The organism is Hamadaea flava, from assembly GCF_024172085.1.
GTDB lineage: Bacteria > Actinomycetota > Actinomycetes > Mycobacteriales > Micromonosporaceae > Hamadaea > Hamadaea flava.
In genome coordinates, this window is sequence record NZ_JAMZDZ010000001.1 from 4179409 (window position 1) to 4198834 (window position 19426).

Below are 19426 nucleotides of genomic sequence, written 5' to 3' on the forward strand. Positions count from 1 at the left end.
ATGACAGCCGCATCACCCCGTACTCGCGGGCGCGCCGAGACGATCGCCGAGATCAAGGCGATCGCCAAACGCCATCTCGCGTCGGACGGCACGAACCTCTCGCTCCGGGCGGTCACCCGGGAGCTGGGCATGGTCTCCTCGGCGGTCTACCGGTACTTCGCCAGCCGCGACGAACTTCTGACGGCGCTCCAGATCGACGCGTACAACGAGCTGGGCGACGCGATCGACGCCGCCGACGGCTCGGTGCCCACGAACGAGCACAGAGGACGCTGGATCGCCGTCGGCCGCGAGCTGCGTACCTGGGCCGACGCCCACCAGCCCGAATGGGCGCTGCTCTATGGCCCGCCCGCGCCCGGCTACAAGGCTCCCGACGAGACGGTCGAGCCGTCGATGCGCCCGATCCGGGTGGCCGGGCAGATCCTGGCCGACGCCGTCGCGGCGGGTGTACTGCGGCCGGCCCCCGGCGAGCGGCTTTCCCGCACGACCCGCGAGGAGGTGGCCCGGCTTCGCGAGACCTTCTTCCCGGTACTGCCTGAGCCGGTCGTGTTCCGCCTGCTCACGGCGTGGGCGACGGTGTTCGGCTCGATCGGCTTCGAGCTGTTCGGCCGCTCCGGCCCGCCGCTGCTCGACCCGGCCGCCATCCTGGAGCACCAGCTCACCGAGATGGCCGACTACATGGGCCTCCGCTAGTCGGCGGAGCCGCCGGACGAGTGGCCGGGGAACAGGTGCGCCTCCGGGTTGACGGCCACCGCGGCGTTGTTGACCGCGGTCGCGGCCTCGCCGAACCCGGTCGCGATCAGCCGGACCTTCCCGGGGTACTCCACGATGTCGCCCGCCGCGAAGACCCGTGGCAGGTTCGTCGCCATCGTGGAATCGACCGTGATGTGCCGCTTGTCCAGGGTCAATCCCCAGGTGCCGATCGGGCCCAGGTCGGCGGTGAAGCCCAGCGCCGCGACGATCACCGTCGCCTTATGGGTACGCGTGCCGTCGGGCCCGCTGATCTCGACCGCTTCGACGACTCCGTTGCCGACGATCTTCGTCACCTGCGAGTTGACCAGGATGCTCACCGGCGTCTCGCGTACGCGGTCCACGGTGGCGGCGTGCGCACGGAACTTGTCCCGGCGGTGCACCAGGGTGACGCTGGCCGCGATGTCGTGCAACGCGAGCGCCCAGTCGAACGCGGAGTCGCCGCCGCCGACGATGACGACGTCGTGCCCGGCCAGGTCGGCCAGGTGCGGGACGAAGTAGACGATGCCCTCGCCGGTGAACACGTCGGCGGCGGGCAACGGGCGCGGCTTGAACGACCCGAGCCCACCGGTGATGATCACCGCACCGCAGGTGTAGGACTCGCCGTCGCTGAGGCTGAGGACCGGCCGCTCCCCCGCGTACGTCAGGGCGCCGGCCTGCGCGCCGAGCCGATAGATCGGCGAGTACTGCGCCGCCTGCTCGACGAGGTTGGCGACCAGCTCCCGGCCCCGGATGGCGGGGAAGCCGGCGACATCGAAGATGAGCTTCTCGGGGTACATCGCGGTGATCTGACCGCCGGGCTCGGGCAGGGCGTCGACCACGACCGTCGACAGACCGCGGAAGCCCGCGTAGTACGCGGCGAAGAGCCCGGTCGGGCCGGCCCCGATGATCGCCACATCGATGTCGCTCATACCCCAGACGCTAGGGCACTCGATCGAGGTCGTCCATGGTCTTCCGGATGGCATCGGCGAAATGTGAGACCTCGGTGTAGACCCCCGGGTACGCCTTGCGAGCGCAGCCGACGCCGAAGCTGACGATGCCGATCTCGACGAACTGCCCGTCATGGGCACGTTTCACCATCGGGCCGCCGGAGTCGCCCTGACAGGTGTCCACGCCGCCGCGGCGGACGTCGCCCGCGCAGATCATCTCGTCCGGGCGGAACTCGTACCCGGCCTTGGCGTACGCGGCGGCGCAGGTGGCGTCGGCGACCAGCGGCACTTTCGCCGTCCGCAGCCGCCGCTGGGCGGCGAACGAGTTCTCGCTGGTCGTCCCCCAGCCCATGATGGTGAAGGTGCCGAAGTCGTCGCCGCCTCCGCTGAGCCGGAGCGTCGGCAGGTTCAGCGGGTCGCGCAGCTTGATCACGGCCCAGTCCCGCCCCTCGGTGACGCCGCTGAAACCGGGCGCCCGATGCACGTAGACGCTGTTCACCACGGTGGCGTGCGGGTCCTTGAGGTCGTGCGACCCAGCCGTCACCCGGATCTTGGTGTTCTTCCCGGTCGCCCCGGCGCAGTGCGCGGCCGTGAGCACGAACTGCGGCCGGATCAACGCCCCGGCACAGGACACCGACAGGTGGACGACCCAGGGAAAGTCCTCGCCCCGGGCCAGGACTCCGCCGACGACCTCCGCCCGGTGCCGTCGATCGGCGGTGGCGTACGCCGGGACGGGAGTGAGCAGCCCGAGCAGAGCCGCGGCCAGGATCCAGCTGGTCAACCGTCGCATCGCAACCCCCGTACGCAAGATCGGCCTCACTCGGCTTAACGCCGCCGGGCCGCCGGGGTCACCGCTGCTAGGCCCAGTCCTTGCGGGCGGCGTGGAAGCCGAGCTGGACTCGGGTGGTCACCCCGGCCAGATCCATGAGGTGCCGGATGCGCCGCTGCACCGTCCGGGCCGACAGCGCCAGGCTCCCGGCGATGGCGTGATCGGTGAGCCCGGCCAGCAGCAGCATGAGGATCTGGCGGTCGACGTCCTCCAGGTCGTCGCCGGCCTCGATGCCGACCGTGGCGTCGGGGCGTACGCGCACCGGCCGGGCGCGCTGCCAGACCTCTTCATAGAGCGCGATCATGGCGTCGAGTACGCCGCTGGCCTGCACGAGCACGGAGGCGGGCGCGGTGTTCTGATCCTGCAGGAGGGGCAGCATGCCCAGTTCGCGGTCGGCGATGATCATCTTGATCGGCACCTTGTCGACGAACCGGACCTCTTCGCCTTCCTCCAGCGCCTCGGCGATGATCTGGTGGCCGCCGGCCATCTCCAGGAAGGCCCGGTCGACGATGACGCGATAGCGCACGCCCCGGGCCATCGACACCGGTTCGGCCGAGTTCTCGCCCGGCGGCACGACGGTCAAGTTGGGCACCACCATGGACCGGACCTCGATCCGGGCGGCGTGCTGCACCTGGGCGAACCGCTGGCGGACGGCGTCGGTTCCGGTGATCACCTCGATCACGTCACCCGCCGTACGCCCGATCGTGGCGAGCCGATGGGCCTCGGCCAGCGCCACGAGTTCGGTCTCGGCGGAGCGGAGGTCGTCCCGCTGCTGGCGCAGCAACGCACCCAACGCGACGGCGGGCGGTGCGACGGCGTACCCGTTGTCCTCGAAGAGCACGAGCCCACGGGCGGTGAGTGAGCCGAGGAGACCGGCCACGACGGCGGCCGGGAGACCGGCACCGGCTTCGAGGTCCGCGGCGGCGACCGGGCCGGGGAGGGTGACCAGCGTGCGGTAGAGCCGCTCCTCGTCCTCGGCGAGGCCCAGCGCGGTGAGCATGGACCGCACGATACGAACCCCGAGCGGCACGCGGAACCCCCTGGGCGAGCTGTGATGATGCTGTGATCACGGGCGGGGTGGGACCTCGCGGCCCCACCCCGCCGTCGAACAGGGTCAGCGGATCCCGTAGGCCCGGATGACTTCCTGCTTGATGGTGTAGCCGGCGTCGGTGACCGCCGTCGCGCGGACCGAGGCGAACCCGGTCTGACGCGGCAGCCGCAGTTCGCCGGCCCACTTCCCGGACTCCAGGCGCAGGCTCACCTTCTGCCAGGTCGCACCGTCGTCATAGGAGACCTCCAGGGTGACCGAGGTGACCTTGCCGACCGCGTCACCGCCGCCACCGGCCTGGGGACCGGCGGTGAGAGCGATCGGCTGGCGAGCCCCGGCCGGTAGGTTGCCCCGGAGGTCGGTCTGGGCGAGGTAGTTCAGCTCCAGCAACGCGAGCGGCTCGAAGTACTCGCTGTTCACGGTGTCGGAGAAGAACTCCCACTCGGTGTGCGTGCGGGTGGACAGGGCCGAATCCCGTGAGGCGTCCAGAACCAGCTTGTACGGCTTGTTCCCGGCGGGCACGTCCTCCCACTGCATGTCCGAGCTGTACTTGTTCTCCTTGATGAGGGTGTCGCCCTGGTAGAGCCACATGTGGGTGGGCACCGAACCCCAGTCGAGCGAGCCGCCGTGGTCGATCCCCTCGCCGGAGGCCGTCCAGGCCTGGACGTTCAGCGTCAGGTAGTCCTGCCACCGCGAGTTGCGGACGGAGTAGCCCTCGCCGAAGGACGGGTGCACCACCGGCGCGAACCAGGTCAGCTTGGTCGTGGAGCCCGCACGGTAGGTGTTGAGGTACCCGCGGTCCTCCCAGTCGCCCTGGCTGTGCGTCTCGTGATACGCAATGCCCGGCGTGACCCACTCGGTACGCGTACCGGGGTACCACTCCCGCTCCTGGAACCCGACCGCCGGCGTGAAGGTCATGTTGTACCGGAAGCCGCCGCCCTCCTGGTCGGTGACCGACTGGTAGCGGGCGTCGATCCGGGCCAGCTGAGCCGTCGACGGCCGGTACACGAGGTCGGCGTTCGGGATCTGTCCGGTGTAGACCTTCGCGAGGTCGTAGATGTAGGTGGCGTACGGGACCTGCTTGGCGGTCAGCCGGGCGACGCCCGACTTCGCGAGCGCCGTGAGCACCCGGCCGAGATCCCGGTGCACGGTCGCGACCGGGATGGTCGCGCCGTCGTAGTACTCGTTGAGCCGGCCCACCCCGTCGTTGACCACGACGAGGAGCTTCGCGCCGTCCGCCGCCGCGTTCGCGGCCCGGTCGGCCGGAGCGACGTCGTCGCTGCGCTCCACCACAGCGATCTTGCCGCGCGCGTTCACCTTGGCGAAGTCGTCGGCCGAACCCTTGCCCGCGTAGACCACGCCCAGATTGGCGCTGCCGGCCTTCAACGTGCTACCTGGCTGCACGGTCGTGTCGAAGCGGAGCAGACCGCCCAGCCCGGTCAGGCCGAGCATCGGCTCGCCCTGACGGTAGGAGGTGTCGAGAGTGAACGAACCCTTCGTCACCTTCTCCGTCGGCGACGCGTACGCGTCGTCGTACATGACCGGCAGCTGGACGGCGTCCCGGTAGCCGGTGCCGTCGCCGTACTCCACCTGGAAGTCGAGCAGCCGCTGCCGGTCCTCGACCCGCTGCGGCGCGTCGATGTCGACCTTGCGAGCCTTGGTCGCGTCGAGCACGACCTCCTTCGGCGAGGTCAGGTCGACCTGCGGCGCGACCAGGAGGGCGATGCCCTGCTCGTCGGCGTGGTCCCCGGCGACGTCGATCGCCGTCTCCAGGGTGTACGTCCCGGGCTGCATCCGGTAGGTGGCGTCCCCGTCGACGTACGCGACACCCGGCCAGAAGTCGCCGGCCTTGTTGATCACGACGTACCCGGCGGCCGGGTTGCCCGACCGGTCGCGCAGCCGGACCGTGAGGTCGTACCGCTCGTCCTCCTTGACCATGCCCAACGCCGTACGCGTGACGACGGTCCCCGTCGCGGCGTCGGCCCCGAGCAGCAGGCCGGAGAAGGTGCCCGTCGCGTCGACCGTCGGGCCGGTGACGTTCACCGTCGCCTCGCCGCCGGCCGGCACGGTGACGCTGCTCTGCGACACCGTGAAGGGTCCGCCGCCGGTCACGCTCAACGCGAGGGTGACCGCGGACGTGCCGCTGTTTCGGAAGGTCACCGGCTTGGCGGTGGGCTGCTGCGACGAGTCGTGCGGCCAGGCGTACATGCCGTAGGACAGTGAACCGGTCGCGTCCACCGTGGTGGTGATCGCGTTCGCGACGTCGACCCGGCCGGTGCCCACCTCGAACGGCGTGTACCAGTCGGCGAGGCCCTTCGCGCTGCTCATCAGCGCGTCCTTCAGGCGCGGGCCGGACCAGTCCGGGTGCCGCTGCTTGAGGATGGCGGCCGCGCCCGCGACGTGCGGGGTGGCCATCGAGGTGCCCGAGATCGTCCAGTACATCCCGTCGCCCTCGGCCGGCGACTGCTGCTGCGACCGCGCCGCGGTGATGTCCACGCCCGGGCCGGTGATGTCCGGCTTGAGGCCACCCGTCTTCCACAGTGGACCGGTCGAGCTGAAGTACGCCAGCGCGTCGCTCTTGTCCACGGCGCCGACGGTGAGCGCCGACGCGGCCGAGCCGGGCGAGCCGATCGTCTGCGGGCCGTAGTTGCCGGCGGCGATCACGAACAGCGAGCCGTACTGCGCCGACAGCTGGTCGACGGCGACCGCCATCGGGTCGGTGCCGTCGGAGACCTCGGTGCTGCCCAGGCTCATGCTGATGACGGTCGCGCCGGACTGCGCGGCCCACTCCATGCCGGCGATGATCCAGGAGTCGGCGCCCTCGCCGGAGTTGTTGAGCACCTTCCCGACGATCAGGTCGGCGCCGGGCGCCACGCCCTTGTACTTGCCGCTCGACGCCGCGCCGGTGCCCACGATGGTCGACGCGACGTGCGTACCGTGGCCGTGGAGGTCGGAGGTGTCCTCGCCCGGCACGAAGCTGACCTTCTCATCGACCTGCGTCACGAGGTCGGGGTGCGTCGCGTCGATGCCGGTGTCGAGCACGGCCACCTTGACGCCGTGCCCGTCGTAGCCGGCCGCCCACGCCTGCGGCGCACCGATCTGCGGCACGCTCTCGGCCAGCTGCACCTTGACCTTGCCGTCCAGCCACAGCTTCGCGACGCCCGTGGTGAGCTTGCCGGTCGTCGGGGCCACCGACTCCCAGAAGGTCCGCGCCTGCTTCTTCTCCGCGGTCAGCGCGGCTCCGTTCACCGCGGCCAGGCGGCGGGTCAGCTTGCTGCCGCGCGGCGCGGCCGTGGCGGCTCGCCCGTTCGAATAACTTGCGATCACTGGTACGCCGGAGGAATGCGCGTCGTCGTACCCCATCTCGATGAGGTCACTGACGTCGAAGAGGCGCCTGTCCACTTTGTTCGCGGCGATCAACGGCAGGACCTCGTCGGGCAGGACGAAGAGGTCACCGTGGACGGTGATGACGCGTACGCCGCCGGTGGCGGAATCAGGACGGTCGACGGTGGCGGTCTGGGTGCCGTCGACGAGCGTTCGGACGGTGACCACGTCACCGGTCACCAGGGTGACTTTGTTCGTCTTGGCCGCGACCGGCTGGGCGGCGAGGCGGGGCTTGTCGGCCGCCGCCGGACTGCCCGGCCCGGTGAGCCCGGCCGCGACGATCGCGAGGGTGGCGCCCGCGGCGGCGAGTCCGCGCCATCGGCGCGAGGACGAGGGGGATGACATGCGGAAGGTCTACCGGCCGGTCATCCTTCCGGACAACGTATTGACGGTGGCGACAAAGCGTCTTGACGCAAAGTCGCCACCGTCAATGGTCGGTGGTGCGAGCCGATGAAGGCTAGTACCAGCCCTCGTCCTCGGAGTGCTGCCAAGCGCCGCACGGCGTCTTGTACCGGTTCTTGATGTACCCGAGTCCCCAGATGATCTGCGTGGCGGGATTGGTCTTCCAGTCGGCGGCGACAGTGCCCATCTTGCTGCCGGGCACGGCCTGCGGGATGCCGTACGCGCCGGACGAGGAGTTGTAGGACTTGTAGTTCCAGTGGCTTTCGCGGGTCCACAACTTGTCCAGACACGGCATCTGGTCGAGACCGAAGCCCGCCTTGAGCAACTCGGCGCAGCCGATCGCCTTGGCTCCGGTGTACGCCTTGCAGGAGCTGGGAATCGGCCCGTAGTCCGGGGGGCGGTTGGCAGTGCGGCGGCTCGCCTCGGCCTCGGCGGCCTTGGCCCGATCGGCCGCGGCCTTCGCCTCGGCGGCGGCCTTCGCGGCCGCCTCGGCCTGCTTGGCCTTCTGCTCAGCGGTGAGGCTGGCCCACTCGGCGAGGTCCTGCTTGAGGATGTCGTTCTCGGCGGCGTTCGCGCTGACCTCCGAGCCACCGTTCCCGGTCCGGCTGTCCGAATCGGAGTTCAGGTAGATGCCACCGGTGACACCGACGGCGAGGAGGGCTAGGGCTGCGACGCGGACACCGATGCGACTGACCGTCACTGGGCAGTCCCTTTCGTGGGGCGACAGGACCACCACGGCGGGATTGCTTCAGCGGGGGGTTTCAATGGGGGTTCCGCCGTGGCTCGACCTCCCACCCTGGCGAAGTCAGCCCGCGTACGCGAGCCGCGGGCCACCGAGTGTGGCCCGCGTCACGCCGCAAATATGGACCTAGTTGGGCAGATCCTCCAATAGATCGGTGACCATCTCCGCGATCGGGGACCGTTCGGATCTCGTCAGAGTGACGTGGGCGAAGAGCGGATGCCCCTTCATCGCCTCGATCACCGCGGTCACCCCGTCATGCCGGCCGACCCGGAGATTGTCACGCTGAGCTACGTCATGTGTCAGAACGACTCGGGAGCCCTGCCCGATGCGGGACAGGACGGTCAGCAGCACTCCCCGCTCCAGCGACTGCGCCTCGTCGACGATGACGAACGCGTCGTGCAGGCTGCGCCCGCGGATGTGGGTCAACGGCAGGACCTCCACGAGCCCGCGCGTCTCGACTTCCTCCATCACGTTCTCGTGGACGACCGCGCCGAGCGTGTCGAAGACGGCCTGCGCCCAGGGCGACATCTTCTCCGACTCGCTGCCCGGCAGGTAGCCCAATTCCTGGCCGCCGACGGCGTACAGCGGACGGAAGACGATCACCTTCTTGTGCTTGCGGCGCTCCATCGCCTGCTCCAGTCCGGCGCACAAGGCCAGGGCCGACTTGCCGGTGCCGGCCCGGCCGCCCAGCGAGACGATCCCGATCGAGTCGTCCAGCAGCAGGTCGATCGCGATCCGCTGCTCGGCCGACCGACCGCGTACGCCGAAGACCTCCCGATCGCCGCGCACGAGCCGCACCGTCTTGTCCGCGTGCATCCGGCCGAGGGCGCTGCCGTTCGAGCTGTGCAGCACCAGTCCGGTGTGGACCGGCAGCTCGATGTCGACGTCGATCGGGTGCCCGTCGTACAGGCGGGCCACCGCCTCCGACGAGACGTCCAGCTCCACCAGACCGGACCAGGTGGGGTCGGCGGCCTGGCCATGCCGGTACTCGTCGGCGGGCAGGCCGACCGCGGCCGCCTTCACCCGCAGCGGCATGTCCTTGCTGACCAGCGTCACCGGCCGGCCTTCGGCGGCCAGGCCGAGCGCCACGGACAGGATCCGCGCGTCGTTCGTCCCGGTCCGGAAACCCGAGGGCAACAGCATGGGATCGGCGTGATTCAGCTCGACCCGCAGAGTCCCGCCCACGTCGGTGATGGGCAGGGGCTGGTCGAGGCGGCCGTGCCGGACCCGGAGCTCGTCGAGGCGCCGCAACGCCTCGCGGGCGAACCAGCCGAGTTCGGGGTGATGGCGCTTCGCCTCCAGTTCGCTGATGACGACGAGCGGAAGCACGACGTCATGCTCTGCGAATCGGAAGACGGCCGCGGGATCGGCGAGGAGGACGGAGGTGTCCAGCACATATGTGTGCCTGGTTCCCTCACTGGTGATGCCGTGTGATGGGGCGACCATGACTCACGTTAGCGGCATCTCCGCCACCTCCGCCAGACCCCACGCCGTAACAGTTAGTACCAGCCAGTGGACTGTGAGTGAGCCCAGGCCGCCGACGGCGAGCCATAGACCGACCTGATGTAACCGAGACCCCACTTGATCTGCGTGGCCGGATTGGTCCGCCAGTCCGAACCGGCCGTGGCCATCTTGTTCCCGGGCAACGCCTGCGGAATGCCGTACGCCCCGGAGGAGGGGTTCTCGGCGGTCGCGTCCCAGCCGCTCTCGCGGTTCCACAGCTTCACCAGCGGACTCATCTGACTGTAGGAGAAGCCGTACGAGGGCAGCAGTTTGCAGGCGATCAGCTTGTTGCCGCTATACGCCGTGCAGGACGCCGGAATCGTGGCGGTCTTCTTCGGCGTCGCGACCTTCGTAGCCGTCTTGGCCGGACTCGGCTTCACCGAAGGGCTGGGACTCGAACTGACGGAGGCGCTGGGGCTGACGCTCGGGCTCTCGGTCGGCCGGTCGTAACTCCGATCGGCGGCCTCACTCGCGGCGCGGTCCGCTTGAAGCGACGAGACGGTCTGCTCATCGGCCGAATCCTGGGTCAACGCGAGGCCGAGTCCACCGGCGGCGAACAACGCCGCACCGAGCAGTCCGACCATGATCTTGCGGGGGTAAGGCATGGGGGATGCCTTCCTTTCGTCGTGCAGGGGTCCGCACGACGTTCTCCGCTGAGCAGCTCAGGGGCAAGGAAACATCGAAGAATTGTGGAATTGGCCACGGCCGGACGCGGGCGTACCTCGCCAATCGGACCCAGGCCGCCTTGACCTGGCCTTCAGGCTCGCTCAGGCGCTCTCCGGCAGCCTGGGGCTCGCTCAGGCGCCGAACCGGCGCTGGCGGTGGGCGTACGCCCGAAGTGCCCGGAGGAAGTCGATGTGCCGGAAGTCTGGCCAGTTCATGTCGCAGAAGTAGAACTCGGAGTGCGCGGACTGCCAGAGCAGGAAGCCGGACAGCCGCTGCTCGCCGCTCGTCCGGATGATCAGGTCGGGGTCGGGCTGCCCCTTGGTGTAGAGGTGCTCGGCGATGTGCTCGACGTCGAGGACCTCGGCCAGCTCCTCAAGGGTGCCACCGGCCTTCGCGTGCTCCTGCAGCAGCGATCGCACGGCGTCGGCGATCTCGCGGCGTCCGCCGTAGCCGACCGCCATGTTCACGACCGCGCCGCCGACCCGGTCAGCCGTCTTCTCCTCGGCCGCCTTGAGCGTCAGCGCGTTTCGGGCGGGCAGCAGGTCCATCGCGCCGGCCATCTTCAGCCGCCAGGGGTTGCCCTCCTCGGCCAGCTCGGTCGCCAGGTCGGAGATGATCTGCAGCAGCGGATCCAGCTCGGCCGGCGGACGGCGCAGATTGTCGGTGGCCAGCAGGTAGAGGGTCACGTGCGGGATGCCGGCCTCGTCGCACCAGCGCAGCAGATCGATGATCCGGCGCGCGCCGACCCGGTGGCCGTCGTTGGGGTCGACGTAGCCCATCTCCTTGGCCCAGCGGCGGTTGCCGTCGCACATCACGCCGACGTGCCGGGGCCGGATCTTGTTGATCAGCTTGCCCTCGAGCCGGCGCTCGTACAACGAGTACACCAGGTCACGAACGGGCTTCACGCCTGGCAGCCTATCCCTCATCGCGGCCGCCCGCTCACCGTGACTGCCAAGCGTCGGGCGCCTTGGTGAGCGCCACGACGGGATCGGGCAACTGGCCGCTGACGATGTCGCTGAGGCTCACCTCATCGACCACGTTGCGGACGGCCGCGCGTACGGCGACCCAGAGGGTCGGCAGATGCTCGGCGGTCCCGGAATAGCTGGTCTGCTCGGGCCGGTGACCGCGTACGCCGGCCAGGGGTCCGTCGACGGCGCGGAGGACGGCGCCGACCGTCGTCTCGCCCGGGGTCCGGGTGAGGCTGTATCCGCCCTCGGCACCGCGGATCGAGATCACGATGCCGCCGCGGCGCAGGTCAGCGAGGATCGCTTCCAGGAACTTCCGAGGCAGTGCCTGGGCATCCGCCAGCGCCTGGGCGGAAATAGTCGCGGGGTACGCGGCGGCCAGCTCCAGAGCGGCCCGGACCGCGTACTCGCCGCGTGCGGAAATCTGCACGGTTACACCCTATGTGAACGGCCGCCTCGCGGTGGACGAGGCGGCCGTGGGACTGTGATGCCTCGCCGACGGCAAGCCGCCGACGATCACGCCCGGCGCACGTACCTGTGGCCGGGCAGGGTCGCCGTCACTCGACGCCGAGGCGGGCCTTGAGCGCGTCGAGCTCGGCCCAGAGTACGCCCGGCAGCTTGTCGCCGAACTTGGTGAACCATTCGGTGATCTGCGGAATCTCCGCCTTCCACTCCTCGGGGTCCACCTTCAGGGCGGCGATCACGTCAGCGGGGTCCAGATCCAGGCCCGAGACGTCGAGCGCCGCCGGCGTCGGGACGAATCCGACCGCCGTGTCCACGGCGTCGGCACGGCCCTCCAGCCGCTCGACGACCCACTTCAGCACTCGCGAGTTCTCGCCGTATCCGGGCCACAGGAACTGGCCCTCGTCGCCGCGGCGGAACCAGTTCACGTAGAAGATCTTCGGGAGCTTGGCCGCGTCCGGCGTCTCGCCGCCGCCCTTGCCCATCGCGATCCAGTGGCCGAAGTAGTCGCCGGCGTTGTAGCCGATGAACGGCAGCATCGCCATCGGGTCACGACGGACGACGCCGACCTGGCCGACCGCGGCGGCGGTGGTCTCCGACGACAGCGTCGCGCCCTGGAAAACCCCGTGGACCCAGTCGCGCGCCTCGCTGACCAGCGGGATCGTCGTCTTCCGGCGACCACCGAACAGGATGGCGTCGATCGGCACCCCGGCCGGGTCCTCATAGGACTCCGCCAGGATCGGGCACTGCTTGATCGGCGTGCAGAAGCGCGAGTTCGGGTGGCTCGACAGTTCGCCGGAGTCCGGCGTCCAGTCGTGGCCGTGCCAGTCGATCAGGTGCGCCGGCGGCTCACCCATCCCCTCCCACCAGATGTCGCCCTCGTCGGTCAACGCGACGTTGGTGAACAGGGAGTTGCCCTTGGCGATGGTCCGCATCGCGTTCGGGTTGGTCTTGTAGTCGGTGCCCGGCGCGACGCCGAACAGGCCGTACTCGGGGTTCACGGCGTACAGGCGGCCGTCGGCACCGAACCGCATCCAGGCGATGTCGTCGCCCAGCGTCTCGACCTTCCACCCCGGGATGGTCGGCTCCAGCATCGCGAGGTTGGTCTTGCCGCACGCGCTCGGGAACGCCCCGGTGACGTGGTAGACCTTCCCCTCCGGGCTGGTCAGCCGCAGGATCAGCATGTGCTCGGCGAGCCAGCCCTCGTCCCGGCCCATGACCGAGCCGATCCGCAGCGAGTAGCACTTCTTGCCCAGCAACGAATTGCCGCCGTAGCCGGAGCCGTAGCTCCAGATCAGCCGCTCCTCGGGGAAGTGGGTGATGTACTTCGTCTGATTGCACGGCCACTCGACGTCGGCCTGGCCGGGCTCCAGCGGCGCACCGACCGAGTGGAGAGCGTGGACGAAGTCGGCGTCGTCCCCCATGGCCTCCAGCACGTGCGCGCCCATCCGGGTCATCACCCGCATCGAGGCGACGACGTACGCCGAATCGGTGATCTCGACGCCGAACATCGGCCTCTCGGCGGTCAGCGGGCCCATGCAGAACGGGATGACGTACAACGTGCGACCGGTCATGCAACCCCGGTAGAGGTCGGTCATGAGCCGCTTCATCTCGGCCGGCGCCATCCAGTTGTTGGTGGGGCCGGCGTCCGCCTCGTCGGCGGAGCAGATGAACGTGCGCTCCTCGACCCGGGCGACGTCCGTCGGGTCGGTCCGCGCCCAGAACGAGTTGGGCTTGATCTCGGGGTTGAGCCGGACCAGGGTGCCCGCCTCGACGAGTTCGTCGGTGAGCCGCGTCCACTCCGCGTCCGAGCCGTCGCACCAGACGATCCGGTCGGGGGTGGTCAGCTCGGCGACCTCGCGTACCCAGGCGAGCAGCTTCGGATGGGTGGTCGGGGCGTTTTCCAGCCCCAAGCTGACGGTCGCAGCGGTCATGGCTCTCTCCTATGTGGTCGACATTGACCGGGAAGGAAGTCGTAGGGCGGCGCCAGAACCCGGCGGGTGCGACGGGATGGCGCGTTCACCTGAACGTGCCCTCAGCGTAAGCCCTGCTACGCCTCCTGAGCCCTTGCCGTCTTGTGAAGAACTGCACAAGCTGCGGCGTTTGTGCGCACGGACGTTCATTTCTCCGTCCCCGCGCGCGTCCGTGCGCAAACCTTGCCGTCGGGCCGTTGTTGATCATGGGGTTTCCGGTCGTGACTCACCGGCGAGACGACAGTTGACTCCATGATCAACGGGGAGGGGGCAGGGGTGGGGGCGCCGGGGGTTACGGGGGGATTGGGGGGTTCCCCTGGATGGGGGACGAAGGTTAGGGTTTTGGGGCATATCGGACAGCCTGCACATAGCTCCCCCCGGAGGCAGCGGTGACCGTTCAAATCGACTTTGCCCTCACCTCGGACGCGGAGTTGCTGACCCGCGTTCGCGGTGGCGACACCGACGCGTACGGCGAGTTGTATCGCCGCCACGCGGACGCGGCGAAGCGCCTCGCCGTCGTGCTGGCCCGCGATCGAGGTGAGGCCGAAGACCTGGCCGCCGACGCGTTCGCGCGCGTACTGGGCACGCTCCGGGCGGGCGGTGGGCCGCAGACAGCGTTCCGGCCCTACCTGCTGACCTCGGTACGCAATGCGTTCTACGACCGCGTACGCCGCAATCAGAAGGTCGAGCCGACCGACGTGATCGAGGAGTACGAGCGGCCCGAGCCGTACGAGGATCCGTCGATCGCCGCGCTGGAGCGGTCGTACGCCGCCCGCGCGTTCGCCCGGCTGCCCGAGCGATGGCGTGCGGTGCTGTGGCATACGGAGGTCGAGGGCGAGACGCCGACGCAGATCGCGCCGCTGTTCGGGCTGACGGCCAACGCCGTGGCCGTGCTCGCCTTCCGGGCTCGGGAACGGCTGCGCCAGGGATACCTCGCCGAGCACATCACGCTCACCGGGTCGCCTCGGTGCCACTGGACCGGCGAGCACCTGCCCGGCTACGTACGCGCCGGGCTCGCGGGGCGAGAACGCACCAAAGTCGAGGACCACCTCGCCGAGTGCGCTGAGTGCCGTCGCCTCCACCGCGAGCTGACCGAGGCGAACGTGAGCTTACGGGTGGTGCTCGCACCGTTGCTCCTGGGCGCGGCGGGGCCGGGGTATCTCGTCTCCACCGTGGCGAAGACCGGATTGGCCGGGCTGTGGGCGTCGCTGACGGCCGCGGTCGCCGCCTGGTGGCACGGGCTCACCGGCGGCCTCGTCCGCCTGGCGGGTGACGCCTGGTGGTGGCTGACCACGCTGCCGAAACGGCTGGCCCGGCGCTACGGCGGGCCCAACGTCGCCGCCGCGGGCGGGCTGATCCTCGCGGCCGTGCTCGGCGTGGCCGTGTTCGTCGTCAGCGTCGTCGCGCATCCGGGCCTGCCCCAGTCGTCGCGCGGTTCGACCGCCGCGGAACTGCCGGTTCCGGCCCCGGCGGAGCCGCCGTTACCGGCGACCACCGCACCGCAGCCGACGTCGGACACGAGTCCGACACCGCTGCCGACCGTCTCCGAACTGACCAGCCCCACGCCGAAGGCGCATGCCTCGCCGGCCGGCGCGCCCGAGGCCGTCTCCATCACCCCGGATCCGTCCGGCTCCTCGTATATGGCAGGCGGCAGAACCACACTGCCACTCGTGTTCAGCCGTACCGAATCCGGTAAACGCGCGGAGAGCTTGACGCTGGCCGACCGCTCCACCGTGCGTATCCCTAAAAGAAGCTGGACCTTCACCCTGGCCTTGCCCACCGGGGTGACGCTCGCGGGCCGTGCCGCGGGCGACGGCTGGACGTGCCGCGGCGCCTCCGCCGTGACCTGTACGCGAGCCGAGCCGGGCAGGCGGACGGTGGCCAGGGTGCCGATCGCCATCGGGCCGCAGGTGACCGGATTCCAGTCGGTCGGGCTGCGCTTCGCTGGACGATCTATGCAGTTCCGGCTGCCTATCGCGCCGATGGGGACGGTGACCGCCTTCGCGGGCACCGGACGGCTGCGCACGGCGGTCGGCGGCAGCGCGCTGCTCAGCTGCCTGCCCCGACCAGCCTGCCTGACTTCGGACAACAACGCGCTGACCATGGTGCCGCTGCTGCCCACGGAGACCGAGCCGGGTCCGCCCTACGGTCTGTTCGCACCCGGCGGTCCGACAACTCCGGAAGGGCAGCTCGCCGAGCTGGCCGGGGAGAAGGTCGCGAGCGGTGCCCTGGTGGAGATTCCCCGAGGCGCCCGCGTGCGCTGGGCCGGACTGGTCGTGGGCGGCTCGAAAGCCGTTCCTGGCCTGGTCGCGCTGCATGGGCCGGGCTCCGGCTGGCACCCGGTGAAACTGGTGCGCTCGGCGGGCCAGGCGTACGCGGACGTGACCCGGCTGCTCCAGGTCGACGGCGGCGGCGCGTGGTGGGTGGCCGCGCCCGCCGCTGCGGTGCCCGGCGGGCCCGGGGCATACGCGGGCTGGAGCATCGCCGTGGTCTACGAACAGGCGGCTGCGCCGCTGGCGGAGGTGGCCGTCCACCTCGGCCCCACCGAGCTCAACCGGCCGGACTCCCGCCTGACCGTACGCGTTCTCGACGGGGCCGAGGTCGAGATCGGCCTGGCGCTGTGGGAGGGCGACCGGGGACTGACCGGGGACTCGTTGCTGATCGGCCGCCGGGCGGTCGGCGATGCCGGCAACCTGGCCCGGGGCGAAAGCGCCAGCGCCCGGGCCGTCGCCTGCGCCAAGGGCGGATCGTGCGGCTGGCGTACGCCGGGAGTGGACGTGCTGCGGTTCGAAGGCCGCGCCGACGGCGGCACGATCACGCTGCGGTCCGGCAAAGATCCGCTCGTCCTCGGACTCCTCGCGTACGCCCAGCAGATCGACTCCCGGTAGTCTGAGCCCCGTGTTCCGATCGCTCTACAACCGCTTCCGCCACCTGATCCACGAACTCGGCAAGTTCGGGGTGGTCGGCGGTACGGCGTTCGTCATCGACACGGCGGTCTACAGCGCACTGCTGGCCGCCGACTTCGAGACGACCTTCGCGAAGATCATCGCGACCGTGATCTCGGCGACCTGCGCCTTCATCGGCAACCGGTTCTGGACCTGGCGGGACCGCCCACGTTCGGCCCTGCACCGCGAATACGTCCTCTATTTCACGTTCAACCTCATCGGACTGGGCATCACGCTGGCGGTGCTGGGCTTCAGCCACTACGTGCTGGGCTCCATCTGGCCGGTCTTCCAGACCGACCTGGCCGACCTGATCTCCGCGCAGATCGTCGGCAACGCGCTGGCCACGATCTTCCGGTTCTGGACATATCGGCGGTTCGTCTTCGCCGCGGCCGACAATCCGTCGGCCTGACGGGTACTTCTGAGCAACCCGGCGCTTCCCGGCGGGTCCGCTCGCTGCTTCCGTGCTTCTGGGATCGCTCGCCGGAACCCGTGCGGACCGTGCGGGCCGGGTAACAGATCGATGATGTTAGCTGTATTTCCGCTGTGTGTTGTGTAACGATCCCGGTGATTTGCCCCGCATACCCGGCCGATCGGTCGTCGGTTCGAGCAGCAATCCCCTAAGGTGGTACGGGTGCGTCTTGTCCGCTTCCTGCCCGAGCGATTCCAGCAGCTCGCCCATGAGGCCCTGAAATTCGGCCTGGTCGGCATCCTCAACACGCTGATCAACCTGGCCGTGTTCAACGCCCTCCTGATCGGCCTGCACGACGTCGGGCGGGTCAAGGCCAACTTCGTGGCGACCGCCGTCGCGACGGTCTTCGCGTACCTGATGAGCCGGTACTGGACCTTCCGTAACCGGCCCAGCGACCACTCCACTTCACGCGAGTTCGTCCTCTTCGTGATCTTCAACGTGATCGGCCTGGGCATCGAGTCCGCGCTGATCGGTGGCACCGTCTACATCCTGGGCACCAACAGCATCCTCGCGGTCAACATCGCCAAGGTGCTGGGCCTGGGCATCGGAACGGTGTTCCGGTTCTGGGCGTACCGGACGTTCGTCTTCCGGGGAGCGAAGCCGGCTCCTGCCGACGCTGTCGCCCTCGCCGAAGCCGACGACCTCGCCGAGAGCGAGGCGCTGGCCGCCGCCGTGGCCACCACGGGGACGCTCGGCGTCGAGGCCACGCTGGAGGAGATCGAGGCGGCGTACTCCGACGGGCTGCTCACCGAGGAGCAGTTCACCGAGCTGACCGCTTCGCAGCGCTAGCCGCGTTCTGCTTGCGACAAAGATCAGCGGAGTTTTCGTGGGGTTATGACACCACGAAAACTCCGCTGATCTTGTTGAGCGCTGGTTACTTCGCCGGGGCGGCGGGCCGCTCGTCGTCGTCGAAGCTGTGGGAGTCCCGGTCCGCCTCGACGATCTCGTAGAGGGCCGTCTGGACTCGCTCCACGTGCGGGATGTCGGAGAGGACCGACTGACCGCGCTCGCCGGCCGACTCGATGGTGAGGGTGCCACAGCCGAGCAGCCGCTCGATGAAGGTCTGCCCCATGGAGTGGTCGTTGATCCGGTTGACCGGGATGTCGCGCCGGTTGCGCGAGAAGACGCCGGTCTGGAGCAGCACGCGCTCGTTGGTGAAGACGTAATGCGTCGTCTTCCAGACGAGGTACGGCCACAGGGCCAGCCAGACGATGGCGACCAGCGCCAGCGCGCCGACCACGATGAGCCCGACCTGGTTGATGAAGACTCCGGCCAGGATGGTCGCGGCGATGGCGACGACGGTCACGAGGACCGGCCGGATCAGTGCCTTCCAGTGCGGGTGCAGATGCATGACGACGCGCTCGTCTCCGCTGAGCACGTCCTCGGGGAATGCCACGACTAACCTCCTGATGGTGCTGCTCTCGCAGTCGACGCGCTGAGGTTAGTCCCCGTCGTCCAGTCGCGCTATCGGTCGGTTCGCGGCATTGCCTGGGCATCCGTCCGAAGATGGACGATGTCGCCGGCCGCGATCGCCCGCCCGTCGACGACCAATCGGCCTTCGTTGTCCACAGTGGTGGCCCGGCCTCGGAGCTCCGCGCCGCCGGGCAGGATCGCGCGTACGTCGAGGCCGATGGTCGCGCAGACGCCCAGGTAGGCGGAACGCAGCCCGGATTCCTCGGGGTCGCCGCCGGCCGCCCGCCAGTCGGCGTACGCCGAAGCCAGCCGGTCGAGCAGCGCGGTCAGCAGCGCGTTGTTGTCCACGTCGGACGCACCGGCGAGTGCCAGCGACGTGGGCGGCAGCCCGGACGGCGGCGGGGGCGGCAACTGCTCCTCGGTCAGCCTGGTGTTGAGCCCGATGCCGAGTGCGACGGCTCCCGTGCCGGTGGCCTCGGCCAGGATGCCGGCGCATTTCCTCCCCTGGACGAGGAGGTCGTTCGGCCATTTGAGGACGGCGTCCACCCCGGCGAGGTCGCGTACGCCGTGGGCCAAGGTCACTCCCGCGAGCAGCGGCAGCCAGCCGAGCCGAGCCGGTGGAACGTCCGGGCGCAGGAGAACGCTGAACCAGAGCCCGCCGCCGGGCGGCGACTGCCACGTACGCCCCAGCCGACCACGACCGGCGGTCTGCGTACCGGCCGACACGACCAGCCCTTCGGGCTCACCGGCCAGGGCCGCCGTCAGGACGTCGGCATTGGTCGACCCGGTTTCCTGCACCTCGCGTACGCGGAAGTTCACCTGATCAGGGTCTCAGACGAATGGTTGATCAGGTTATCCACAGGCGCCTTGGAGGTGTCTTGCGGTGATGTCCCACGGTTCCGTAGCGTCGTCGGCGCACCGGAGTCCTGGGGAGGCGCTACCGGTGCAC

16 protein-coding genes are annotated in these 19426 nt (G+C 69.7%); 4 read left to right on the plus strand and 12 right to left on the minus strand.

The window, feature by feature from the left end; genetic code table 11:
- Window positions 1-690, plus strand: coding sequence for a TetR/AcrR family transcriptional regulator (locus tag HDA40_RS19620; protein ID WP_253757959.1), 690 nt, complete (start codon window positions 1-3; stop codon window positions 688-690).
- Here HDA40_RS19620 and HDA40_RS19625 read toward each other — a convergent pair.
- From HDA40_RS19625 to HDA40_RS19670, 10 genes are all read right to left on the minus strand, one after another.
- Window positions 687-1658 (minus strand): NAD(P)/FAD-dependent oxidoreductase, encoded by a 972-nt coding sequence (locus tag HDA40_RS19625; protein ID WP_253757961.1) that lies wholly within the window; start codon window positions 1656-1658, stop codon window positions 687-689. The genes HDA40_RS19620 and HDA40_RS19625 overlap by 4 nt on opposite strands.
- A gap of 10 nt (window positions 1659-1668) precedes the next feature.
- Window positions 1669-2466, minus strand: coding sequence for a S1 family peptidase (locus HDA40_RS19630; protein WP_253757963.1), 798 nt, complete (start codon window positions 2464-2466; stop codon window positions 1669-1671).
- 67 nt (window positions 2467-2533) lie between these two features.
- On the minus strand, window positions 2534-3505 hold the full coding sequence (locus tag HDA40_RS41590; RefSeq protein WP_275978269.1) for a LuxR C-terminal-related transcriptional regulator: 972 nt from the start codon (window positions 3503-3505) through the stop codon (window positions 2534-2536).
- Between the two features lie 114 nt (window positions 3506-3619).
- The gene (locus HDA40_RS19640; protein ID WP_253757965.1) at window positions 3620-7282 is read right to left on the minus strand and encodes a S8 family serine peptidase; all 3663 of its coding nucleotides are present in this window, start codon (window positions 7280-7282) and stop codon (window positions 3620-3622) included.
- A 112-nt stretch (window positions 7283-7394) separates the two neighbouring features.
- Window positions 7395-8039 carry an aggregation-promoting factor C-terminal-like domain-containing protein gene (locus HDA40_RS19645; RefSeq protein WP_253757967.1) on the minus strand — a complete coding sequence of 215 codons (645 nt, stop codon included), beginning with the start codon at window positions 8037-8039 and terminating at the stop codon, window positions 7395-7397.
- A 168-nt stretch (window positions 8040-8207) separates the two neighbouring features.
- Complete coding sequence (gene phoH2, locus HDA40_RS19650; protein ID WP_253757969.1) at window positions 8208-9527, minus strand: RNA 5'-3' helicase PhoH2; 1320 nt, start codon at window positions 9525-9527, stop codon at window positions 8208-8210.
- Between the two features lie 53 nt (window positions 9528-9580).
- Complete coding sequence (locus HDA40_RS19655) at window positions 9581-10189, minus strand: aggregation-promoting factor C-terminal-like domain-containing protein (RefSeq protein ID WP_253757971.1); 609 nt, start codon at window positions 10187-10189, stop codon at window positions 9581-9583.
- 192 nt (window positions 10190-10381) lie between these two features.
- The gene (locus HDA40_RS19660; RefSeq protein WP_308197726.1) at window positions 10382-11155 is read right to left on the minus strand and encodes an isoprenyl transferase; all 774 of its coding nucleotides are present in this window, start codon (window positions 11153-11155) and stop codon (window positions 10382-10384) included.
- A gap of 34 nt (window positions 11156-11189) precedes the next feature.
- Window positions 11190-11645, minus strand: coding sequence for an RrF2 family transcriptional regulator (locus tag HDA40_RS19665; protein ID WP_253757975.1), 456 nt, complete (start codon window positions 11643-11645; stop codon window positions 11190-11192).
- Window positions 11646-11772: 127 nt separating this feature from the next.
- Entirely contained in the window at window positions 11773-13611 is a 1839-nt protein-coding gene (locus tag HDA40_RS19670) for a phosphoenolpyruvate carboxykinase (GTP) (protein WP_253757977.1), read from the minus strand.
- Between the two features lie 428 nt (window positions 13612-14039).
- On the opposite strand from HDA40_RS19670, the gene HDA40_RS19675 reads away from it, so the two are divergent.
- The 3 genes from HDA40_RS19675 (at window position 14040) to HDA40_RS19685 (ending at window position 17853) form a co-directional block, all read left to right on the plus strand.
- A complete protein-coding gene (locus HDA40_RS19675) occupies window positions 14040-16538 on the plus strand; it encodes a sigma-70 family RNA polymerase sigma factor (RefSeq protein WP_253757979.1) in 2499 nt (832 codons plus the stop codon).
- A gap of 10 nt (window positions 16539-16548) precedes the next feature.
- Window positions 16549-17004, plus strand: coding sequence for a GtrA family protein (locus HDA40_RS19680; RefSeq protein ID WP_253757981.1), 456 nt, complete (start codon window positions 16549-16551; stop codon window positions 17002-17004).
- 222 nt (window positions 17005-17226) lie between these two features.
- Window positions 17227-17853, plus strand: coding sequence for a GtrA family protein (locus tag HDA40_RS19685; RefSeq protein ID WP_253757983.1), 627 nt, complete (start codon window positions 17227-17229; stop codon window positions 17851-17853).
- 85 nt (window positions 17854-17938) lie between these two features.
- Here HDA40_RS19685 and HDA40_RS19690 read toward each other — a convergent pair whose 3' ends face one another.
- Window positions 17939-18460 (minus strand): PH domain-containing protein, encoded by a 522-nt coding sequence (locus HDA40_RS19690; protein WP_253757984.1) that lies wholly within the window; start codon window positions 18458-18460, stop codon window positions 17939-17941.
- A 68-nt stretch (window positions 18461-18528) separates the two neighbouring features.
- A complete protein-coding gene (locus HDA40_RS19695) occupies window positions 18529-19296 on the minus strand; it encodes a biotin--[acetyl-CoA-carboxylase] ligase (protein ID WP_253757986.1) in 768 nt (255 codons plus the stop codon).
- Window positions 19297-19426: the final 130 nt, after the last annotated feature.